General features: G+C 67.1%; 18 protein-coding genes and 1 pseudogene. 14 read left to right on the top strand and 5 right to left on the bottom strand.

What is annotated here, in order from left to right; all coding sequences use genetic code 11:
- The first annotated feature begins 27 nt into the window (after positions 1-27).
- From ACLP4W_RS23760 to ACLP4W_RS23745, 4 genes are all read left to right on the top strand, one after another.
- Entirely contained in the window at positions 28-381 is a 354-nt protein-coding gene (locus ACLP4W_RS23760; protein ID WP_442389846.1) for a YlxR family protein, read from the top strand.
- Positions 382-474: 93 nt separating this feature from the next.
- Positions 475-3,270: a translation initiation factor IF-2 gene (gene infB / locus ACLP4W_RS23755; RefSeq protein ID WP_442389845.1), complete on the top strand. Its 2,796-nt coding sequence runs from the start codon at positions 475-477 to the stop codon at positions 3,268-3,270.
- Complete coding sequence (gene rbfA, locus ACLP4W_RS23750) at positions 3,270-3,782, top strand: 30S ribosome-binding factor RbfA (protein ID WP_442389844.1); 513 nt, start codon at positions 3,270-3,272, stop codon at positions 3,780-3,782. Before infB ends, rbfA begins: the two co-directional genes overlap by 1 nt.
- Positions 3,757-4,767 carry a DHH family phosphoesterase gene (locus ACLP4W_RS23745; protein ID WP_442389843.1) on the top strand — a complete coding sequence of 337 codons (1,011 nt, stop codon included), beginning with the start codon at positions 3,757-3,759 and terminating at the stop codon, positions 4,765-4,767. Before rbfA ends, ACLP4W_RS23745 begins: the two co-directional genes overlap by 26 nt.
- Positions 4,768-4,791: 24 nt before the next feature.
- Here ACLP4W_RS23745 and ACLP4W_RS23740 read toward each other — a convergent pair whose 3' ends face one another.
- Both ACLP4W_RS23740 and ACLP4W_RS23735 read right to left on the bottom strand, forming a co-directional pair.
- Complete coding sequence (locus ACLP4W_RS23740) at positions 4,792-5,367, bottom strand: hypothetical protein (protein WP_442389866.1); 576 nt, start codon at positions 5,365-5,367, stop codon at positions 4,792-4,794.
- Between the two features lie 125 nt (positions 5,368-5,492).
- On the bottom strand, positions 5,493-6,242 hold the full coding sequence (locus ACLP4W_RS23735) for an enoyl-CoA hydratase (RefSeq protein WP_442389842.1): 750 nt from the start codon (positions 6,240-6,242) through the stop codon (positions 5,493-5,495).
- Positions 6,243-6,313: 71 nt separating this feature from the next.
- On the opposite strand from ACLP4W_RS23735, the gene ACLP4W_RS23730 reads away from it, so the two are divergent.
- Complete coding sequence (locus ACLP4W_RS23730; RefSeq protein ID WP_442389841.1) at positions 6,314-6,592, top strand: DUF2277 domain-containing protein; 279 nt, start codon at positions 6,314-6,316, stop codon at positions 6,590-6,592.
- Entirely contained in the window at positions 6,589-7,158 is a 570-nt protein-coding gene (locus ACLP4W_RS23725) for a DUF1802 family protein (RefSeq protein WP_442389840.1), read from the top strand. Before ACLP4W_RS23730 ends, ACLP4W_RS23725 begins: the two co-directional genes overlap by 4 nt.
- On the opposite strand, the pseudogene ACLP4W_RS23720 reads toward ACLP4W_RS23725, so the two are convergent.
- Positions 7,117-8,836 (bottom strand): annotated as a pseudogene (locus ACLP4W_RS23720) (CocE/NonD family hydrolase). The gene ACLP4W_RS23725 and the pseudogene ACLP4W_RS23720 sit on opposite strands and share 42 nt — an antisense overlap.
- A gap of 29 nt (positions 8,837-8,865) precedes the next feature.
- Positions 8,866-9,450 (bottom strand): DUF3558 domain-containing protein, encoded by a 585-nt coding sequence (locus ACLP4W_RS23715; protein WP_442389839.1) that lies wholly within the window; start codon positions 9,448-9,450, stop codon positions 8,866-8,868.
- A gap of 150 nt (positions 9,451-9,600) precedes the next feature.
- On the opposite strand from ACLP4W_RS23715, the gene ACLP4W_RS23710 reads away from it, so the two are divergent.
- From ACLP4W_RS23710 to ACLP4W_RS23690, 5 genes are all read left to right on the top strand, one after another.
- Positions 9,601-10,578, top strand: a complete 978-nt coding sequence (locus tag ACLP4W_RS23710; RefSeq protein ID WP_442389838.1) for a metallophosphoesterase family protein — start codon at positions 9,601-9,603, stop codon at positions 10,576-10,578.
- A complete protein-coding gene (gene pptT / locus ACLP4W_RS23705) occupies positions 10,575-11,261 on the top strand; it encodes a 4'-phosphopantetheinyl transferase PptT (protein ID WP_442389837.1) in 687 nt (228 codons plus the stop codon). Before ACLP4W_RS23710 ends, pptT begins: the two co-directional genes overlap by 4 nt.
- Positions 11,258-12,178 (top strand): tRNA pseudouridine(55) synthase TruB, encoded by a 921-nt coding sequence (truB, locus tag ACLP4W_RS23700; RefSeq protein ID WP_442388763.1) that lies wholly within the window; start codon positions 11,258-11,260, stop codon positions 12,176-12,178. The genes pptT and truB overlap by 4 nt, the downstream gene beginning before the upstream one ends.
- Before the next feature lie 150 nt (positions 12,179-12,328).
- Positions 12,329-13,531, top strand: coding sequence for a lipid-transfer protein (locus ACLP4W_RS23695; protein WP_442389836.1), 1,203 nt, complete (start codon positions 12,329-12,331; stop codon positions 13,529-13,531).
- A 6-nt stretch (positions 13,532-13,537) separates the two neighbouring features.
- Positions 13,538-14,791, top strand: a complete 1,254-nt coding sequence (locus ACLP4W_RS23690; protein ID WP_442389835.1) for an acyl-CoA dehydrogenase family protein — start codon at positions 13,538-13,540, stop codon at positions 14,789-14,791.
- 19 nt (positions 14,792-14,810) lie between these two features.
- On the opposite strand, the gene mntR is transcribed toward ACLP4W_RS23690, so the two are convergent.
- Complete coding sequence (gene mntR, locus ACLP4W_RS23685) at positions 14,811-15,515, bottom strand: manganese-binding transcriptional regulator MntR (protein ID WP_442389834.1); 705 nt, start codon at positions 15,513-15,515, stop codon at positions 14,811-14,813.
- Between the two features lie 201 nt (positions 15,516-15,716).
- On the opposite strand from mntR, the gene ACLP4W_RS23680 reads away from it, so the two are divergent.
- The 3 genes from ACLP4W_RS23680 to ACLP4W_RS23670 form a co-directional block, all read left to right on the top strand.
- Positions 15,717-16,688 (top strand): bifunctional riboflavin kinase/FAD synthetase, encoded by a 972-nt coding sequence (locus tag ACLP4W_RS23680; RefSeq protein ID WP_442389833.1) that lies wholly within the window; start codon positions 15,717-15,719, stop codon positions 16,686-16,688.
- Positions 16,689-16,812: 124 nt separating this feature from the next.
- The gene (gene rpsO, locus ACLP4W_RS23675; RefSeq protein ID WP_442389832.1) at positions 16,813-17,082 is read left to right on the top strand and encodes a 30S ribosomal protein S15; all 270 of its coding nucleotides are present in this window, start codon (positions 16,813-16,815) and stop codon (positions 17,080-17,082) included.
- A gap of 360 nt (positions 17,083-17,442) precedes the next feature.
- On the top strand, positions 17,443-18,926 hold a 1,484-nt coding region (locus ACLP4W_RS23670), incomplete at its 3' end, for a polyribonucleotide nucleotidyltransferase (protein ID WP_442389831.1).

Genomic DNA, 18,926 nt, shown 5'->3' with positions numbered 1-18,926 from the left:
TCCGGTCAAGTGACGCTAGACTGAGCCGTGATCCAGCGCGAACTTTCGGCCCCCGAAACCAGACGGGCGCACAGAAGCACTGATGGACCAGTGCGCACGTGTGTGGGGTGCCGTAAGCGAGAGTTGGCCGTCGAACTGCTTCGAGTGGTTGCTGTGCCGACCAGGAACGGCGAGTATGCCGTGATCGTTGACACGGGGAGTAGCCTGCCGGGGCGGGGTGCATGGCTGCATCCCGTACCGCAGTGCGCGCAACAGGCGATTCGGCGGCGGGCTTTCACCAAAGCGTTGCGGATCGCCGGTCCACCGGACACATCCGCGGTGGTCGAGCACGTCGAGTCTCTAGGCGCGCCCGATTATCGCGGCAACAGAACAGGTAGCTAAGAACATGAGCACACCGTGAAGTCCCGATGACAATGCGTCATAACTAAACCCGAGGCGCGGCCCACGACTGTCGCCTCATAGACAGGAGATGTAGTGGCAGGTAAGGCCCGCGTACACGAGTTGGCAAAGGAACTCGGTGTCAGCAGCAAGGAAGTTCTCGCCCGGCTGAACCAACAGGGCGAATTCGTCAAATCCGCATCCTCGACGGTTGAGGCCCCGGTCGCTCGCCGGCTGCGAGAGTCCTTCGGAGGCAGCAAGCCAGCCCCCGACAAGGCACCCGCCAAGGGCCCCGACAAGTCACTCGATAAGGCCCTCGACAAGGCGATCAACAAGGCCGTCGGCAACGGCGAAGCGACCGTCGCACCCGCCAAGCCCGCCGACACCCGCACAGCGGCAACCGCTGCGGCCCAGGCTTCCCCGGTTCCGGCCGCAGAAGCGCCCGCGCCGCCGGCACCCGCGCGGCCGTCGGCGCCGCCGCCCGGGCAGCCGGGAGCGGCGACCCCCGGACAGCCACCCAGCCAACCGGCGCCTCCCCCCGGTATGACGCCGGGCCCGCGCCCCGGCCCGATGCCGAAGCCCGGGGTCCGTACCCCGCGCGTCGGCAACAACCCGTTCTCGTCGGCGCAACCCGTCGACCGGCCCATCCCGCGTCCGCCGGCGCCCCGCCCCGGAGCGGCCAGGCCCGGCGCGCCGCGCCCGGGCGCTTCGCCCGGCAGCATGCCGCCCCGTCCCGGGGGTGCCGGCGGGCAGTCCCGCCCGGCACGTTCGGGCGCACCGCGACCCGGCGGTGGCCGGCCGGGTGGGCCCGGCGGCCGCCCCGACTCGGGTGGCGGTAACTACCGCGGCGGTGCGGGCGGAGTAGGCGCCGCACCGGGCGGCTTCCGCGGCCGTCCCGGCGGCGGCCCCGGCGGTGGTCCCGGCGGTGGTCCCGGCGGTGGTGGCGGTGGCGGCCGTCCCGGACAGCGCGGCGGTGCCGCCGGCGCGTTCGGCCGTCCCGGCGGCGCGCCCCGGCGCGGCCGCAAGTCCAAGCGGCAGAAGCGCCAGGAATACGACTCGATGCAGGCGCCCGTCGTCGGCGGCGTGCGCTTGCCGCACGGCAACGGCGAGACGATCCGATTGGCACGCGGCGCATCGCTGTCGGACTTCGCCGAAAAGATCGATGCCAACCCGGCCGCGCTGGTGCAGGCGCTGTTCAATCTCGGCGAGATGGTGACGGCCACGCAATCGGTCGGCGACGAGACGCTCGAGCTGCTGGGCAGCGAGATGAACTACAACGTCCAGGTCGTCAGCCCGGAGGACGAAGACCGCGAGCTGTTGGAGTCCTTTGACCTGACCTACGGCGAGGACGAGGGCGGCGAGGAAGACCTGCAGACCCGTCCGCCGGTGGTGACCGTGATGGGTCACGTCGACCACGGTAAAACCCGGCTGCTGGACACCATCCGGAAGGCCAACGTCCGCGAGGGCGAGGCCGGTGGCATCACCCAGCACATCGGCGCCTATCAGGTGTCCGTCGACTTCGACGGCACCGAGCGGCCGATCACCTTCATCGACACCCCGGGCCACGAGGCATTCACCGCCATGCGTGCCCGCGGCGCCAAGGCCACCGACATCGCGATCCTGGTGGTGGCCGCTGACGACGGCGTGATGCCGCAGACGGTGGAGGCCATCAACCACGCGCAGGCGGCCGATGTGCCAATCGTGGTGGCGGTCAACAAGATCGACAAGGAAGGCGCCGACCCGGCCAAGATCCGCGGCCAGCTCACCGAATATGGTTTGGTGGCAGAGGATTTCGGCGGCGACACGATGTTCGTGGACATCTCGGCGAAGGTGGGCACCAACATCGAGGCGCTGGAGGAGGCGGTGCTGCTGACCGCGGACGCGGCTCTGGACCTGCGCGCCAACCCGGACATGGAAGCCCAGGGTGTGGCGATCGAGGCGCACCTGGACCGCGGCCGCGGACCGGTGGCGACCGTGCTGGTGCAGCGCGGCACGCTGCGGGTCGGCGACTCGGTGGTCGCGGGTGACGCCTACGGTCGGGTCCGCCGCATGGTCGACGAGCACGGCGACGACGTCGAGGAGGCGCTGCCGTCGCGGCCGGTACAGGTGATCGGCTTCACGTCGGTGCCGGGCGCCGGTGACAACTTCCTCGTCGTGGACGAGGACCGCATCGCCCGCCAGATCGCCGACCGGCGCAGCGCCCGCAAGCGCAACGCGCTGGCCGCGCGTTCCCGCAAGCGGATCAGCCTGGACGATCTGGATGCCGCGCTGAAGGAAACCAGCCAGCTGAACCTGATCCTCAAGGGCGACAACGCCGGTACCGTCGAGGCGCTGGAAGAGGCCCTGCTGGGGATTCAGGTCGACGACGAGGTGGAACTGCGCGTCATCGACCGCGGCGTCGGTGGCATCACCGAGACCAACGTCAACCTGGCGTCGGCCTCGGACGCGGTGATCATCGGCTTCAACGTGCGCGCCGAAGGCAAGGCAACGGAGCTGGCCAACCGCGAAGGCGTGGACATCCGCTACTACTCGGTCATCTACCAGGCGATCGACGAGATCGAGAAGGCCCTCCGCGGCATGCTCAAGCCGATCTACGAGGAGAACCAGCTGGGCCGCGCCGAGATCCGGGCGTTGTTCCGTTCCTCCAAGGTCGGCGTCATCGCCGGCTGCCTGATCACCTCGGGTGTGGTGCGGCGCAACTCGAAGGCCCGGTTGTTGCGGGACAGCATCGTGGTCACGGATAACCTCACGATCAGCTCGCTGCGACGGGAAAAGGATGACGTGACGGAGGTCCGCGAGGGCTACGAGTGCGGTATCACTCTGGGCTACTCCGACATCAAGGAGGGCGACGTCATCGAGACCTACGAGTTGGTGCAGAAGGAGCGCGCCTGATGGCTGACCCCGCCAGGGCGCGCCGTCTGGCCAAACGGATTTTCACGATCGTCGCCTCGGCGATTGAGTTCGAGATCAAGGATCCGGGGCTGGACGGAGTGACGATCGTCGACGCGAAGGTGACCGCCGACCTGCACGATGCGACGGTGTTCTACACGGTGATGGGACGCACGCTGGACGACGAGCCGGACTACGACGCGGCCGCGGCCGCGCTGGAACGCGCCAAAGGTACGCTGCGCACCAAGGTCGGGGCGGGCACCGGTGTGCGCTTCACTCCGACGTTGACGTTTACCCGCGACACGACATCTGACAACGTACGTCAGATGGACGAGTTGCTGGCCCGTGCTCGTGCCGCCGACGCCGATGTCGCGCGGGTTCGCTCGGGTGCCAAACCGGCTGGGGAGGCCGATCCATACCGTGTTAGCGGGTCGGTCGCCGAACCGCCGGCATCGGGGGCACTGGACGGACTCGACGCAAAGGACACCGGTGACGACAACCAACCCGAAGACTGAACTGGCCGGTGCCCCGCGGGTCGGTGCACGCGTCGACGCTCTCGGCGCCGTCGAGCTGCTGGCGCGCGCCGCGACGATCGGGGTGGTCGCTCATGTCCACCCCGACGCCGACACCATTGGTGCCGGGCTGGCACTGGCCCTGGTGCTGGAGAAGTGCGGCAAGGATGTCGCGGTCAGTTTCGCCGCACCGGCGACGCTGCCGGAGTCGCTGGCGTCGCTGCCCGGTTGTCACTTGATAGTCAGCCCCGATGCGATGCGACGCGACGTCGATTTGGTTGTGACCGTTGATGTTCCGAGCGTCAAGAGGTTGGGCGGGTTGAGTGATTTGGCCGGTCCAGGCCGCCAGCTGTTGGTCATCGACCACCACGCCTCCAATGACATGTTCGGCACCGCGAACTTCATCGACGTGTCCGCGGATTCCACCACGATGATGATCGCCGAAATGCTTGACAGGTGGGGCAAGCCGATCGAGCCGGACGTCGCGCACTGCATCTACGCCGGCCTGACGACCGACACCGGATCGTTCCGCTGGGCTAGCGCCCGCGCTCTTCGGCTGGGGGCTCGGCTGGTCGATATCGGCGTGGACAACGCCGCGATCAGCCGAACGCTGATGGATACCCATCCGTTCGTATGGCTGCCGCTGCTGTCGCGCGTGCTGGGCTCGGCGCAGTTGGTGCCGGACGCGGTCGGCGGTCGCGGACTGGTCTACGCAATTGTCGAGCATCAGGACTGGATCGCTTCCCGCCCAGAGGAAGTCGAGAGCGTCGTCGATATCGTTCGCACCACGCAGCAGGCCGAGGTGGCGGCGGTCTTCAAAGAGGTCGACCCGCGGCAGTGGTCGGTGTCGATGCGGGCCAAGGCGCACGTGGATTTGGCGGCGGTCGCGTCCACCTTCGGCGGCGGTGGCCACCGGCTGGCCGCCGGCTACTCCACCACCGGCTCGATTGACGATGCGGTGGCGTCGTTGCGCGCAGCCCTGGACTGATCGCTCGCTCTTTTTCAGGCCTGGTTAGAACGCCCAGCTTCCCGAGCGTTGCAGGACGAACCCATGGTCTCCGCTGGTGGCATCCAGACAGGCGACGAGGCTGTCGGCTCCCACCGCGCATGTCACGTTCAGATACGACAATTTCTGGCCCACGCCCAGCGATTTGCCGCCAGACGGCAGAGGGGGCGGGCTTCCATCACATCCGCCGTAGGACATACGGCTCAATTCGTAGCCGGGCCCTTTGAAATTCACCGCACCCACAACGCAGTCGCCCGGTTTCGGGTGGCCCCCGCCGGGAAAGGGAACGTCGTCCATTCCTGGCATGTCTCCACTGCACTTGATGTCCTGTGACGGTTGCGGCGGAGGCGCCGTCCCCCCGTAAAAGTCACACACCAGGGTGGACGAAGCCAAAAAAGTGATCCGGGCAGAAGCGGCCGAAAGCGAAGACGAGGCGTAGCCGTCCACCGGGACAGAGGTGAAACCGTCGAGACTGGGAAATCCCGGGGGTGGCTGCGCGGCCGCCTGCGGCGTGGGCGCTGCGATCGCGGATGCCGTCGCCAGGGTCAGGCCGCCGAGGGCCCGCATGGTGAGGGCCCGCATGGTGAGGGGGCCAGCACGCATCGATTCCTCCTGCGCTGGGCGTGGTAGTGACTGCTGTTGGGATCGTATTGGCTGTCGTCGTAGCCCGTGATCGAGATCGGCCAGGTTGGTGCTCGCCGTTGCGGCTAACGCACCTGTGCCCGCCCGCGTTGCAGCACCGCCTCCCGGTTGGCGGCGATGTCGTCGCCGCTGGTCCGGTATTGTCTGGCCGCCATCGCTTCCAGCCATAGCCCCGCGCCCGTCTGCGACTCGTCGATCCGGTGGTAGGACGCCAGCAATGCCCGCACCGCGCTCTGGTTGTTGCCGGCGATGGTCGCCGCCACCCGGAGGGCGGCGGGCAACAGCTGGTCGTGCGGCACCACCTCGGTCACCAGACCCGCACGCAGCGCGTCGGCGGCGGACAGGTAGTCCCCGGTGAGGCTCATGCGCCGGGCCAGGCCAACGCCCACCTTCTGCGGTAACCGCACGCTCAGCCCCCACGTGGGCAGCAGGCCCACCCGGGCGTGAGTGTCGGCGAACCGCGCCTGCTCCGACGCGATCACGATGTCGCAGTACAGGACCAGCTCCAGGCCGCCGGTGACCGCGGCGCCGTTGATAGCGCCGATCACCGGCTTGGTCATCGACGGCCACCGCGGCGAGATGTCCGGAAGCGCCGACTGCCTACCCAGCTCCTTGAGATCCAGTCCCGCGCAGAACACCGGGTCGGCGCCGGTCAGGATGACGACGTCAACGTCGTCGTCGGTCTCCGCGTCGGCCAGGGCACCGAAAAACCGGTCCCGCAACGCCGAGGACAGCGCATTGCGAGATTGCGGCCGGTTGAGGGTCAGGGTGCGCACCCGCTCGTCGGTGTGGATCAGCAGGATGTCGTCGGTCATGGACATCACCGTAGCCAGTGCCGGACGCAGCCAACGCGGTCGGCCACCGGGCCGCGCCTATGGTTGAGGGCATGTGCCGGAACATCACCGAGCTGCGCGGCTTGCAGCCAGCGGCGACGGCCGAGGAGATCGCGGCGGCGGCCCGCCAGTACGTGCGCAAGGTCAGCGGCATCACGCGCCCGTCGGCGGCCAACGCCGAAGCGTTCGAGGATGCGGTCGCCGAGGTCACGGCGACGACCACTCGGTTGCTGGCAGTTTTGCCACCGCGACGCCAGCCACCGAAGACCGTCCCACCATTGCGCCGGCCCGAGGTGGTGGCCCGCCTGGCCGGCGAGATGACCCCGACATGACGCTGACCGCGACGATGCCGGCGCTGAAGGAGTGGAGCGCGGTAGTGCACGCGCTGCTGGACGGTCGCCAGCGGGTGCTGCTGCGCAAGGGCGGTATCGGTGAAAAACGCTTTGAGCTGGCGGCCCGGGAGTTCTTGTTGTTCCCGACGGTGGCGCACAGCCACGCCCAGCGCGTCCGACCCGAGCATCAAGATCTGCTGGAGGCCGGGGCCGCGGACAGCACCGACGAGCACCTGCTAATGCGGGCCGCAGCGAAAGTCGTTGCTGCACAGGAAGTTAACCGGCCGGATGGGCTTTCGGAGATCGAGGATCTGCATATCTGGACCGCCGAGTCGGTGCGCGCCGATCGGCTCGACTTCCGGCCCAAGCACAAATTGGCCGTCCTGGTGGTGTCGGTGCTTCCCCTGGCCGAGCCGGTGCGAATCACTCGCACGCCCGAGTACGCGGGCTGCACCAGCTGGGTGCAGATCCCGCTGATGCCGGCCGATGCCGAACTGGTCCCGCCGCTGTACGACGACGCCGCGCTAAGCGAGGTCGCCGTCCGGGTCCGCGACGCGGTCGGCTGACAGGTCGCCAGGGCCGACGGGTAGCAGCAGCCGGGAGCGTCCGTAGCGCACGAAGTGGGTGGCCGGTTTGAACTGCCTGCCCGTCAGCAATGGTTCTTCGGTGCCGTGGTTGCGCGCGTAGCGGGGGAACCAGCTACCGGCGATCAGGACGCGGATGCGTGAGCCGGCGCGGAAGCGGTGTGCGGTCCCGTCGAGTTCGATGCGGACGGTCCTTGTAGCGGTCTTTGTCGCGGCATCCAACCGCCGGTAGCCCTCGCTGACATTTTGCGAGCGTCCTTTGGAGTCGACCTCGCTCACCCGGACGAACAGGTCGACATGGGGATTGTCTGAGGTGTGCTGGAGCTCGATGACCGGATTTCCGTAGACGTACAGATCGTGGGTGAGGGTGACGCCGGTGAATGCGAGCACGTCGTCGCGTAACGCAAGCCGGCTGTCGTCACGGTAACCGCCGTTGGGGGTAAGCAGCGGGCCGCCGGTGGTGGGTGTCGGGTCGGCGGGGTCGTAGCGAAATCTTGCCGGTGCCAATCCCTTTAAACCCGTTGGCGCGGTCTCGCCCAGGTGGCCGCCGGGCCTTAGGTACAGCGCGCGTTGGGTGGTGGCCGGCGGCCAGTCGGCCACGTTGCGCCAGCCCTGGCCGTTGACGTGGACGCGGACCCTGCTGGGCCGGCGCAGGGCAGGCGCACCGCCCAGGTGGGTGTCCAGCCAGTCCAGGGATTCACGCGCGCTGATGGCCAGCCCTTTGCTGAGTAGTTGGGTGTGTGTCCAGGGCCCCATGGTGAGCGCTACGTCGATGCCCCGCCGACGCAGATGCGCGTACTGCTGCAGCGTCTGCCGCACGAAGACGTCTTGCCAGCCGGCCCAGGAGCAGCACCGGCACCTGCGCCCGGTCCAGCGCCTCGCCGAACCGCCGCGCAGTCCAGAACGGATAGTTCTGGTCGGAGTTTTCGACCCACGATTCAAACCACGGCGCACCCGTGCCGAGCAGCGCCCGGGCTGCGGCACCCATCGGCACCTCACCGACCGCCTGAGCCACCCTGCGTTGGGCATCCGGCTGGTGGAGCACCAGCCGGATGCGTGCCGGGTCCTCCTGGTTAGCAACGAGGTCGCTCCAGCCCAGAAAGTCGTTGACGGCGAACGAGCCGGTACCCCACACAGAGGCGTTGAAATCGTGTGGGCCCGCGGTGATGACGGCCGCGGCCAGTTCCGGCGGCGGATCCTGCAGCACGGCCCACTGGGTGAAACCCAGGTAGGACACTCCGACGGTGGCGAATCGTCCGGTGAACCAGGACTGCTCACGCAGCCAATCGACCGTGTCGGCGCCATCGGCGGCCTCGTTGACCATCGGCTCGAACACCCCGCCGGACCCGAACGTTCCGCGCACGCTCTGCAGCACGACGTGGTAGCCGCGGGCGGCGTACAGCCTGGCATAGACCAGCGAGAACGGAAACGCACGCCCGTAGGGTCCGCGGACCAGCAAGGTGCCGACGGGGCTGGAGGTATTTGGTACGTAGTGGTCAGCCACCAGCCGGACGCCGTCGCGCGTCGGCACATGGACGCGATCCACGGTGTAATCGGTGGTCGCCCGCGGCAGCCCCAACAGTCGGCCAAGAGCGCGGACGCCGGCTTGTCTCAGGGCGCCCAGCTTGGGCTGCGCGGGTCGGGTAGAGGTGGTATTCACGGTGCCCAGGTTAAGACGGTCGCGTCGCGCTAGAACTTGTAGTAGGGCGCAAGGTCGTTGGCCCGTTGCAGGTTGGTGGACGGGCAGTCGACCTCGGGGCTGGAGTAGACCGTCGAGTAGAACAGCGACTGCTGGATCACCCCGTAGCTGGTCTTGAACGTCACCATGCAGGAGAAGTACCAGTAGCTGTTGTGATAGGTCGGCTTGAGGACCCAGTACGTGGCGGCGCGGTGCCCCTGGATCGTCGTCTCGAGGCCGTCGGGGGGCAGCGTCTGCTCGTAGGTGCGCCAGATGATCGGCTCGACGGCCAGCTGATAATTACCCGCGTCGAAGCGGCAGCGCAGTCCGTCTTCGTGTTCGGGCGGTGTGAACGCCAATCCGAGTCGCTGCACGACGTCCAACGGGATGTCCTCGCACGCGTCGAACGGGCGCGGGTCGGTGGTCGCCACGATCGGGCTCTTCATCGTGGTCTCCATCGGTTCGGCGGTCGACCGCAGCTCGACGGGCCTGCCTCCGGCCGGTGCGAGCGGGGTGCTCTGCCAGCCCACCGTACCCCCGATGATCGCGATCGCCAGCGCACCAAGCGCGCCGATCAGACGCATACTGGCGAACACGACACCCCCTGACGCCTCGGCGGTCCCTTGCCGGGAGTGTACAAGTCGCGTGCGCGGCGTCACAGTGAAACCCCACGTTGACGGCGACGCGGGGCCGGAAAGAGGCCGTGAAAGGGCTTGTTCGAACCCGGGTCGTTAGGCTGGTTAGTCGTGGCTGGGCAAAAATCCGGGCGGGAATCGACTGGCGGGGGGCAGCCGACGCTGTGGGCGGTTTCCGACCTGCACTCCGGTCACCTCGGCAATAAGCCGGTCGCCGAATCGCTGCACCCGTCTTCGCCGGAGGATTGGTTGATCGTCGCCGGCGACGTCGCCGAACGCACCGACGAGATCCGTTGGACACTTGACCTGCTGCGAAGGCGATTCGCCAAGGTGATCTGGGTGCCCGGCAACCACGAGCTGTGGACCACCACACGGGATCCCATGCAGATCTTCGGCCGGGCCCGCTACGACTACCTGGTCAACATGTGCGACGAGATGGGCGTGGTCACGCCCGAGCATCCCTTCCCGGTGTGGACCGAACGCGGTGGCCCGGCCACGATCGTGCCGATGTTCCTGCTTTACGACTACACCTTCTTGCCCGAGGGGGCCGCGACCAAAGCCGAGGGATTGGCCATCGCGCGGGAGCGCAATGTGGTGGCCACCGACGAATTTTTGCTTTCGCCTGAGCCGTACCCCACTCGCGAGGCCTGGTGTCGCGAGCGTCTGGCCAGCACCCGCGCCCGGCTCGAGCAGCTGGACTGGATGACTCCGACCGTCCTGGTGAACCATTTCCCGATGGTGCGAGAGCCCTGCGACGCGTTGTTCTACCCGGAATTCTCGCTGTGGTGCGGGACCGCCAAGACCGCGGACTGGCACACCCGCTACAACGCCGTGTGTTCGGTTTACGGCCACTTACACATTCCGCGAACCACCTGGTATGACGACGTCCGCTTCGAGGAAGTGTCGGTGGGTTACCCGCGGGAGTGGCGGCGCCGCAAGCCGTACAGCTGGCTGCGTCAGGTATTGCCGGATCCGCAGTACGCGCCCGGCTATCTCAACGACTTCGGCGGTCACTTCGCGATCACTCCCGAGATGCGGGAACGGCATGCGCAGTTCCGGGAACGATTGCGGCAGCGACAATCACGATGACGGTGCGCCCGCTGGTCTCGTCTGTGCTGCCCGATACGGCATTGGAGGACCTGGCGTATTCGGAGGTGTATTCCGACCCCCCGGGACTGACCCCGCTGCCCGAAGAGGAGCCGCTGATTGCCAAGTCGGTCGCCAAGCGGCGCGACGAGTTCATCACCGTCCGGCACTGCGCCCGGATCGCACTGGGCCAGCTCGGCGTGCCGCCAGTGCCGATCCTCAAGGGCGACAAGGGAGAACCCTGCTGGCCCGACGGCGTGGTGGGCAGCCTCACCCACTGCACCGGCTACCGCGGTGCGGTGGTGGGACGCAGTGGCGCGGTGCGCTCGGTGGGCATCGACGCCGAGCCGCACGACGTGTTACCGAATGGCGTCCTGGACGCGATCACCCTTGAAGAGGAACGCCACGAGATCGCCGCGTTGCCCGACGGCCTGCATTGGGACCGAATCCTGTTCTGCGCCAAGGAAGCAACCTATAAAGCCTGGTTCCCGTTGACCAAGCGCTGGTTGGGTTTTGAGGACGCCCACATCGTGTTCGACTTCGATCCGCCCGGTGTGGGAGCCGCCGGGGTGTTCGTCTCCCAGATCCTGATCGACGGGGAGGCCCTAGCGGGTCCGCCGCTGACCGCGCTGAGGGGCCGTTGGTCGGTCGACCGCGGGCTGGTGCTGACCGCGATCGTGTTATGACTGAAAGCCCGACTGGACCCGGAATAGTGGTTGTCGACAAGCCGGCGGGTATGACCAGTCACGACGTCGTGGCACGCTGTCGCCGCATCTTTTGCACCCGCAGGGTGGGGCACTCGGGGACGCTTGACCCGATGGCCACCGGCGTTCTGGTGATCGGCGTCGACCGCGCCACCAAGATCCTTGGCCTGCTGACGGCGGCATCGAAGTCGTATGCCGCCACCATTCGGCTGGGCCAGACCACTTCCACCGAGGACGCCGAAGGCGAACTGCTACACAGCGTTTCGGCTGAGCACGTGACAGATGAGGCGATCGCCGCCGCGGTCGCCGGGTTGCGCGGTGAGATCGAGCAGGTGCCGTCGGCGGTCAGCGCGATCAAGGTGGACGGCCGTCGTGCATATCGGCTAATCCGCGAGGGTCACGCCGTCGAACTCGAGGCCCGGCCGGTAAGCATCGACCGGTTCGAGGTGCTGGCAACGCGCCGCAAAGCGGGCTCCGGCGACGATGTCATCGATGTCGACGTCGAAGTCGACTGTTCGTCGGGAACCTACATTCGTGCGCTGGCCCGCGATCTCGGCGCCGCGCTCGGAGTGGGCGGACATCTGACGTCGTTGCGGCGCACCCGCGTCGGCCGCTTCGGGCTGGACCAGGCGCGCTCACTCGACGACCTGACCGAGCGGCCCCGGCTAACGCAGACCCTTGATGAAGCCTGCCTGCTGATGTTTCCCCGGCGCGACCTCACTGCCGAGGAGGCCGGGGCAACCGGCCACGGCCGGCCGCTTTCGCCGGCCGGTATCGACGGCGTCTACGCCGCCAGCGACGCGGACGGCCGAGTGATCGCGTTGCTGCGTGACGAGGGTTCGCGGACGAAGTCGGTGGTGGTGTTACGCCCGGCGACGATGCAGGACGGGACGTCCTGAGGAGGAGTCGGGCAGTCGGGTTTAGCCCGGCGACGATGCAGGACGGGACGTCCTGAGGAGGAGTCGGCCAGTCGGGTTTAGCCCGGCGACGATGCAGGCATAGGCTGAGCCCAAGTATCTAGACGGCCTACGGTTACAGAAGGGGCGCTCATGTCCGACAAGGGGTCAAACAAGGTTTACGTCGTCGGCGTGGGCATGACGAAGTTCGAGAAGCCGGGCCGCCGCGAGGGCTGGGACTACCCGCAGATGGCCAAAGAGTCGGGCAGCAAAGCGCTGCAGGACGCCGGGATCGAGTACAGCGAGATCGAGCAGGGCTACGTCGGCTACGTGGCCGGCGACTCCACGAGCGGGCAGCGCGCCCTCTACGAACTCGGCATGACGGGCATCCCGATCGTCAACGTCAACAACAACTGCTCCACGGGGTCCACGGCGCTGTACCTGGGTGCGCAGGCCATCCGCGGCGGACTGGCGGACTGCGTGCTGGCGCTGGGCTTTGAGAAGATGCAGCCGGGGGCGCTTAGTGGCGGCGCCAGCGACCGGGAATCGCCGATGGGCAAGCACGTCTCGGCGTTGGCCGAAATCGACGAGTTCGCTTTTCCGGTGGCGCCCTGGATGTTCGGGGCGGCCGGCCGTGAGCACATGAAGAAGTACGGCACCAGCGCCGAGCACTTCGCGAAGATCGGTTTGAAGAACCACAAGCACTCGGTCAACAACCCGTACGCGCAGTTCCAGGAGGAGTACACGCTCGACGACATCCTGGCCGCCAAGATGATCTCCGACCCGCTTACCAAACTGCAGTGCTCGCCCACCTCCGACGGCTCGGCCGCGGTGGTGCTGGCCAGCGAGGATTACGTGGCCAGGCACAACCTTGCCGGGCAGGCCGTGGAGATCGTCGGGCAGGCGATGACCACCGACTTCGCGTCCACCTTCGACGGCAGCGCCCGCAACATCATCGGATACGACATGAATGTGCAAGCCGCTCAACAGGTTTACCATCAGTCCGGACTCGGTCCGGAGGACTTCCAGGTGATCGAACTGCACGACTGCTTCTCCGCCAACGAGCTGCTGCTTTACGAGGCGCTGGGCCTGTGCGGCGAGGGCGAGGCGCCCAAGCTGGTCGACGACAATCAGACGACTTACGGTGGGCGCTGGGTGGTCAATCCCTCGGGCGGGCTTATCTCAAAGGGCCACCCGCTGGGTGCGACCGGGCTGGCGCAGTGCTCCGAACTGACCTGGCAGCTGCGCGGCACCGCCGACAAGCGCCAGGTCGACAACGTGAACGCGGCATTGCAACACAACATCGGGCTGGGTGGGGCCGCCGTCGTCACCGCCTACCAGCGCGCCGAACGCTGAACCGACATGATCGAGTGGTCCGACACCGATCTGATGGTTCGGGATGCCGTTCGTCAGTTCATCGACAGGGAGATCCGTCCGCACCTGGACGAACTGGAATCCGGGGCGCTGTCGCCCTATCCGATCGCCCGCAAGCTGTTCAGCCAGTTCGGGCTCGACGTGATGGCCGCCGAATCGGTCAAGTCAATGCTGGAACGTGAGCGTGCCAAGCAAAACGGTGAGCTGCACGACGAAAAGCAGGACAGCGCAGACGCTTCGGGAGGGATGGGTGCCCAGGCGTCGATGGTCGCAGTACTGGTTTCCGAAATCGCCCGAGTCAGCATCGGATTGCTGAGCACGGTCGGTGTCAGTCTTGGCCTGGGCGCGACGACCATCATGAGCCGCGGCACGCTGGCTCAAAAGGAGCGCTGGTTGCCCGACCTGATGACGTTGAAAACGATTGCGGCGTGGGCCATCACCGAACCGGACTCCGGCTCGGACGCATTCGGCGGGATGAAGACCTACGTCAAGCGCGACGGTGAGGACTACATTCTCAACGGGCAGAAGACATTCATCACCAACGGGCCCTACGCCGACGTCCTGGTGGTCTACGCCAAACTCGACGACGGCGATCCAACCGTGGACCGGCGGAACCGGCCCGTGCTCATCTTCGTCCTCGATTCCGGCATGCCGGGTCTGACGCAGGGCAAGCCGTTCAAAAAGATGGGCATGATGTCTTCGCCGACAGGCGAATTGTTCTTCGACAACGTGCGGCTGACCCCGGACCGCCTGCTCGGCGAGAACCAACACCACGCCGAAGGGGACGGCCGCGACAATGCCCGGGCCAATTTCGCCGCCGAACGGATCGGGATCGCGACGATGGCGCTGGGCATCATCAACGAATGTCACAGGCTGTGCGTGGATTACGCCAAGACCCGCACTCTGTGGGGCAAGAACATCGGGCAGTTTCAGCTGATCCAGCTCAAGCTGGCCAAAATGGAGATTGCCCGGATGAACGTGCAGAACATGGTGTTTCAAACCATCGAGCGGCAGCAGGCGGGGAAACCGCTGACGCTGGCCGAGGCATCGGCGATCAAGCTGTACACGTCGGAGGCCGCCACCGACGTCGCGATGGAAGCCGTGCAACTGTTCGGCGGCAACGGTTACATGGCCGAGTACCGGGTCGAACAGCTGGCCCGCGACGCGAAGTCACTGATGATCTACGCCGGCAGCAACGAGGTTCAGGTCACCCACATCGCCAAGGGCCTGCTGGCCGACTGAGTCACGCCGTCTGGACGCGCTAAGCCACTACCCAGATCGCCCGGGCGGCCGGGCTGCCCAGATCGATGGTGGTCTCGGCCCCGTCGGCGGATTCGATCGCCACCGAGATCATGCCGGCGAACTCTCGGCGGGTCAGCACCCGCAGCCGAGAGTCGAGAATGATCCCGACACCGGCGAAATAGCGCAGCATTTCCGGATCGGCATCGGAGATGCGTGCGACGGTCGCGGTGTCTCCGTCGCCGCACGCCCAGAGCTGACGGGCGGGCGGTGTCGGCACCTGCCCGTCGGAGGCGGGGATGGGGTCACCGTGCGGGTCACGCCGGGGGAACCCCAGCTTGGCGTCGATGCGGGCCACCAGGCGATCCGACACCGCGTGTTCGAGCACCTCGGCCTCGTCGTGCACCTCGTCCCAGGCGTAGCCGAGCTCATTGACCAGGAAAGTCTCCAACAGCCGGTGCCGGCGCACCATTTCGAGCGCCGCTCGCCGCCCCGCCTCGGTCAGGGTCACCGCGCCATACTTCTCGTGGTCGACCAAGCCCTGCTCGACGAGTTTGCGGATCGACTCCGACGCCGTGCTGGCCGACACCCCGATCCGGTCGGCCAGCATCTTGGTGCTGACTTTCTGCGGGGTTCCCTCAGGGGACCATTCCTGGGCATTCCAGATGACCTTCAGGTAGTCCTGGCCGACCGCGGTGAGACTGCCAGGCTCGTCGTCAGCCCTCACAAGCAGAGAGTTTAGGCAACCCGCGACCTAATCCGCCTCATCTGCGGGTTGCGCCCGCCTGTGCTGACCACGTCGTTGCCACCGAGCCTGCGCTGCGCGTGCCCTCGACTGGACGAGTGTGGGTCTAGACGCAGTTTCGGCGCGCCGAGTGCAGGCTCGATGGCACGCCATGGACCCCCATGGCGCCGTAGGCTTGCGGTCGTGCAGCGGTGGCGCGGCCAAGACGAGATTCCCACGGACTGGGGCAGGTGCGTGCTCACCATCGGGGTGTTCGATGGTGTGCATCGCGGCCACGCCGAAATAATCGCGCACGCGGTGAAGGCCGGGTGCGCGCGCAGCGTGCCGACCGTGCTGATGACGTTCGACCCGCACCCGATGGAAGTGGTCTATCCCGGCAGCCACCCGGCCCAGCTGACCACGCTGACCCGCCGTGCCGAGCTTGCCGAGGAGATGGGCATCGACATCTTCCTGGTGATGCCGTTCACCAGCGATTTCATGAAGCTCACGCCGGACCGCTACATCCACGAGCTGCTGGTGGAAAACCTGCACGTGGTGGAGGTCGTGGTGGGTGAGAACTTCACATTCGGCAAGAAGGCGGCCGGCAACGTCGACACCCTGCGTCGTGCCGGCGACCGATTCGGATTCGCGGTGGAGTCGATATCACTGCTGTCCGAGCACCACAGCAACGAAACGGTGACCTTCTCCTCCACCTACATCCGGTCCTGCGTGGACGCCGGCGACATGGTGGCGGCCACGGAGGCGCTGGGCCGCCCGCATCGCGTCGAGGGTGTCGTGGTCCGGGGTTACGGGCGGGGGGCCGAGCTGGGTTTTCCCACCGCGAACGTGGCGCCGCCGATGTATTCGGCCATCCCGGCCGACGGGGTGTATGCCGCCTGGTTCACCGTGCTCGGGCACGGACCGGTGACCGGCACCGTCATCCCCGGCGAGCGCTACCAGGCCGCGGTGTCCGTCGGCACCAACCCGACCTTTTCCGGACGCACCCGCACCGTCGAGGCGTTCGTCCTGGATACCGCCGCCGACCTGTACGGGCAGCACGTGGCGTTGGACTTCGTCGCGCGCATCCGCGGGCAGCGCAAATTCGACTCGGTGAAGGATCTCATCGCCGCCATGGGTAGGGACACCGAACGGGCGCGTGCGGTGCTCACGGACTGACCGCGACGATTCGGGGCCGGCACCGTCCGGCTGCTAAACTGCCGGACGATATCGGTGCGTGCTGCGGTTCGCGGTGGCCGCGCTGTGAAATCCATGATCGCGGACCAATTGATGGAGATAGTTCGTGGCGCTTACAGCCGAGCAGAAAAAAGAGATCCTGGGCCAATACGGCCTGCACGACACCGACACCGGGTCCCCGGAGGCGCAGATCGCGCTGCTGACCAAGCGGATCGCCGACCTGACCGAGCACCTCAAGGTGCACAAGCATGACCACCACTCACGGCGGGGACTGCTGCTGCTGGTGGGCCGCCGGCGTCGGCTGATCAAGTACGTGTCCCAGATCGATGTCGAGCGTTATCGCTCGCTCATCGAGCGGCTGGGGCTGCGCCGCTGACCCCGGCAAATCCCATGTCCCGCTAACAGGCCAAACTTCGCCCGTGTAGAGTGGGAGCGTTCTGGGCCGGTTTGGCCCGAGCAAATGGTGCGGTTCGCGCAGATCCGCGTGTGCCGTTCCAGCGTGTCACGACGGGAGCAGCCCAGTCTGCATCGGGCGGTCTTCGGTAGTGGCTGCCGGGCTCTCCGGATCTGGGGCAGGTCGGCCGCTTCGATCGATGGCCGTAGCCGTATTCAGACTTTGCTCTTGGGGAAGCTCCCAGGTTGACTCGCGGGCCCGCCCGGCCGGTGAGTTGTCCTGGGAAGTCGCGCGTGACGACGCGAAAAAGCCGAATAACCCAGAGAGGCCGTACGGACACCTATGTCTGTAGCTGAAATTGAAGAGGGCGTGTTCGAGGCGACCGCCGTTATCGACAACGGGAGCTTCGGCACCCGGACAGTACGTTTTGAGACCGGCCGGTTGGCCCTGCAGGCCGCCGGCGCTGTGGTCGCTTACCTGGACGACGAGAACATGCTGCTGTCGGCGACCACCGCCAGCAAGAGCCCGAAGGAACACTTCGACTTCTTCCCGCTGACCGTCGATGTCGAGGAGCGGATGTATGCCGCCGGCCGCATCCCCGGTTCGTTCTTCCGTCGTGAGGGCCGCCCGTCCACCGACGCCATCCTGACCTGCCGGCTCATCGACCGCCCGCTGCGCCCGTCGTTCGTCGACGGTCTGCGCAACGAGATCCAGATCGTGGTGACGATCCTGAGCTTGGACCCCAACGACCTGTACGACGTGCTGGCGATCAACGCCGCGTCGGCGTCCACCCAGCTGAGCGGCCTGCCGTTCTCCGGCCCCATCGGGGGTGTGCGGGTGGCGCTCATCGACGGCACCTGGGTCGCGTTCCCCACCGTCGAGCAGCTCGAGCGCGCCGTGTTCGACATGGTGATGGCCGGCCGAAAGGTCGACGGTGACGTGGCCATCATGATGGTCGAGGCCGAGGCCACCGAGAACGTCATCGAACTCGTCGAGGGCGGCGCCCAGGCGCCGACCGAAAGCATCGTGGCCGAGGGCCTGGAGGCCGCCAAGCCGTTCATCGCCGCGCTGTGTACCGCGCAGCAGGAACTCGCCGACAAGGCCGCCAAACCAACCGGCGACTACCCGACATTCCCCGACTACGGCGACGATGTCTACTACTCGGTGGCCTCGGTGGCCACCGACGAGTTGGCCGCCGCGTTGAGCATCGGCGGCAAGGCCGAACGCGACCAGCGCACCGACGAGCTCAAGGCCGAGGTGCTGAAGCGGCTCGCCGAGACCTACGAGGGTCGTGAAAAAGAGGTCAGCGCCGCGTTCCGCTCACTGACCAAGAAGCTGGTCCGGCAGCGCATCCTGACCGACCATTTCCGCATTGACGGCCGTGGCATCACCGACATTCGCGCGTTGTCGGCCGAGGTCGCCGTGGTTCCGCGGGCACACGGCAGCGCGCTGTTCCAGCGCGGCGAAACCCAGATCCTCGGTGTGACCACGCTCGACATGGTCAAGATGGCCCAGCAGATCGACTCGCTGGGACCCGAAACGTCCAAGCGGTACATGCACCACTACAACTTCCCGCCGTTCTCCACCGGCGAGACCGGCCGCGTCGGCTCGCCGAAGCGGCGTGAGATCGGGCACGGCGCGCTGGCCGAGCGGGCTCTGATCCCGGTGCTGCCCAGCGTCGAGGAGTTCCCGTACGCCATCCGGCAGGTGTCCGAGGCGCTGGGCTCCAACGGCTCGACGTCGATGGGCTCGGTCTGCGCGTCCACGCTGGCGCTGTTCAACGCCGGAGTGCCGCTGAAGGCGCCGGTGGCCGGCATCGCGATGGG

It is taken from the genome of Mycobacterium sp. (assembly GCF_052145595.1).
GTDB lineage: Bacteria > Actinomycetota > Actinomycetes > Mycobacteriales > Mycobacteriaceae > Mycobacterium.
The sequence above is the reverse complement of the archived record's forward strand: the minus strand, read 5'-3'. Positions and strand labels throughout refer to the sequence as shown.

Excerpts from the sequence above, each read along its gene's own strand:
- ACLP4W_RS23740 (WP_442389866.1), bottom strand. The coding sequence starts at position 5,367 with ATGCGGGCCCTCACCATGCGGGCCCTCGGCGGCCTGACCCTGGCGACG.
- ACLP4W_RS23730 (WP_442389841.1), top strand. The coding sequence starts at position 6,314 with ATGTGCCGGAACATCACCGAGCTGCGCGGCTTGCAGCCAGCGGCGACG.
- truB (WP_442388763.1), top strand. The coding sequence starts at position 11,258 with ATGACTGAAAGCCCGACTGGACCCGGAATAGTGGTTGTCGACAAGCCG.
- ACLP4W_RS23725 (WP_442389840.1), top strand. The coding sequence starts at position 6,589 with ATGACGCTGACCGCGACGATGCCGGCGCTGAAGGAGTGGAGCGCGGTA.
- ACLP4W_RS23735 (WP_442389842.1), bottom strand. The coding sequence starts at position 6,242 with ATGACCGACGACATCCTGCTGATCCACACCGACGAGCGGGTGCGCACC.
- ACLP4W_RS23690 (WP_442389835.1), top strand. The coding sequence starts at position 13,538 with ATGATCGAGTGGTCCGACACCGATCTGATGGTTCGGGATGCCGTTCGT.
- rbfA (WP_442389844.1), top strand. The coding sequence starts at position 3,270 with ATGGCTGACCCCGCCAGGGCGCGCCGTCTGGCCAAACGGATTTTCACG.
- ACLP4W_RS23695 (WP_442389836.1), top strand. The coding sequence starts at position 12,329 with ATGTCCGACAAGGGGTCAAACAAGGTTTACGTCGTCGGCGTGGGCATG.
- pptT (WP_442389837.1), top strand. The coding sequence starts at position 10,575 with ATGACGGTGCGCCCGCTGGTCTCGTCTGTGCTGCCCGATACGGCATTG.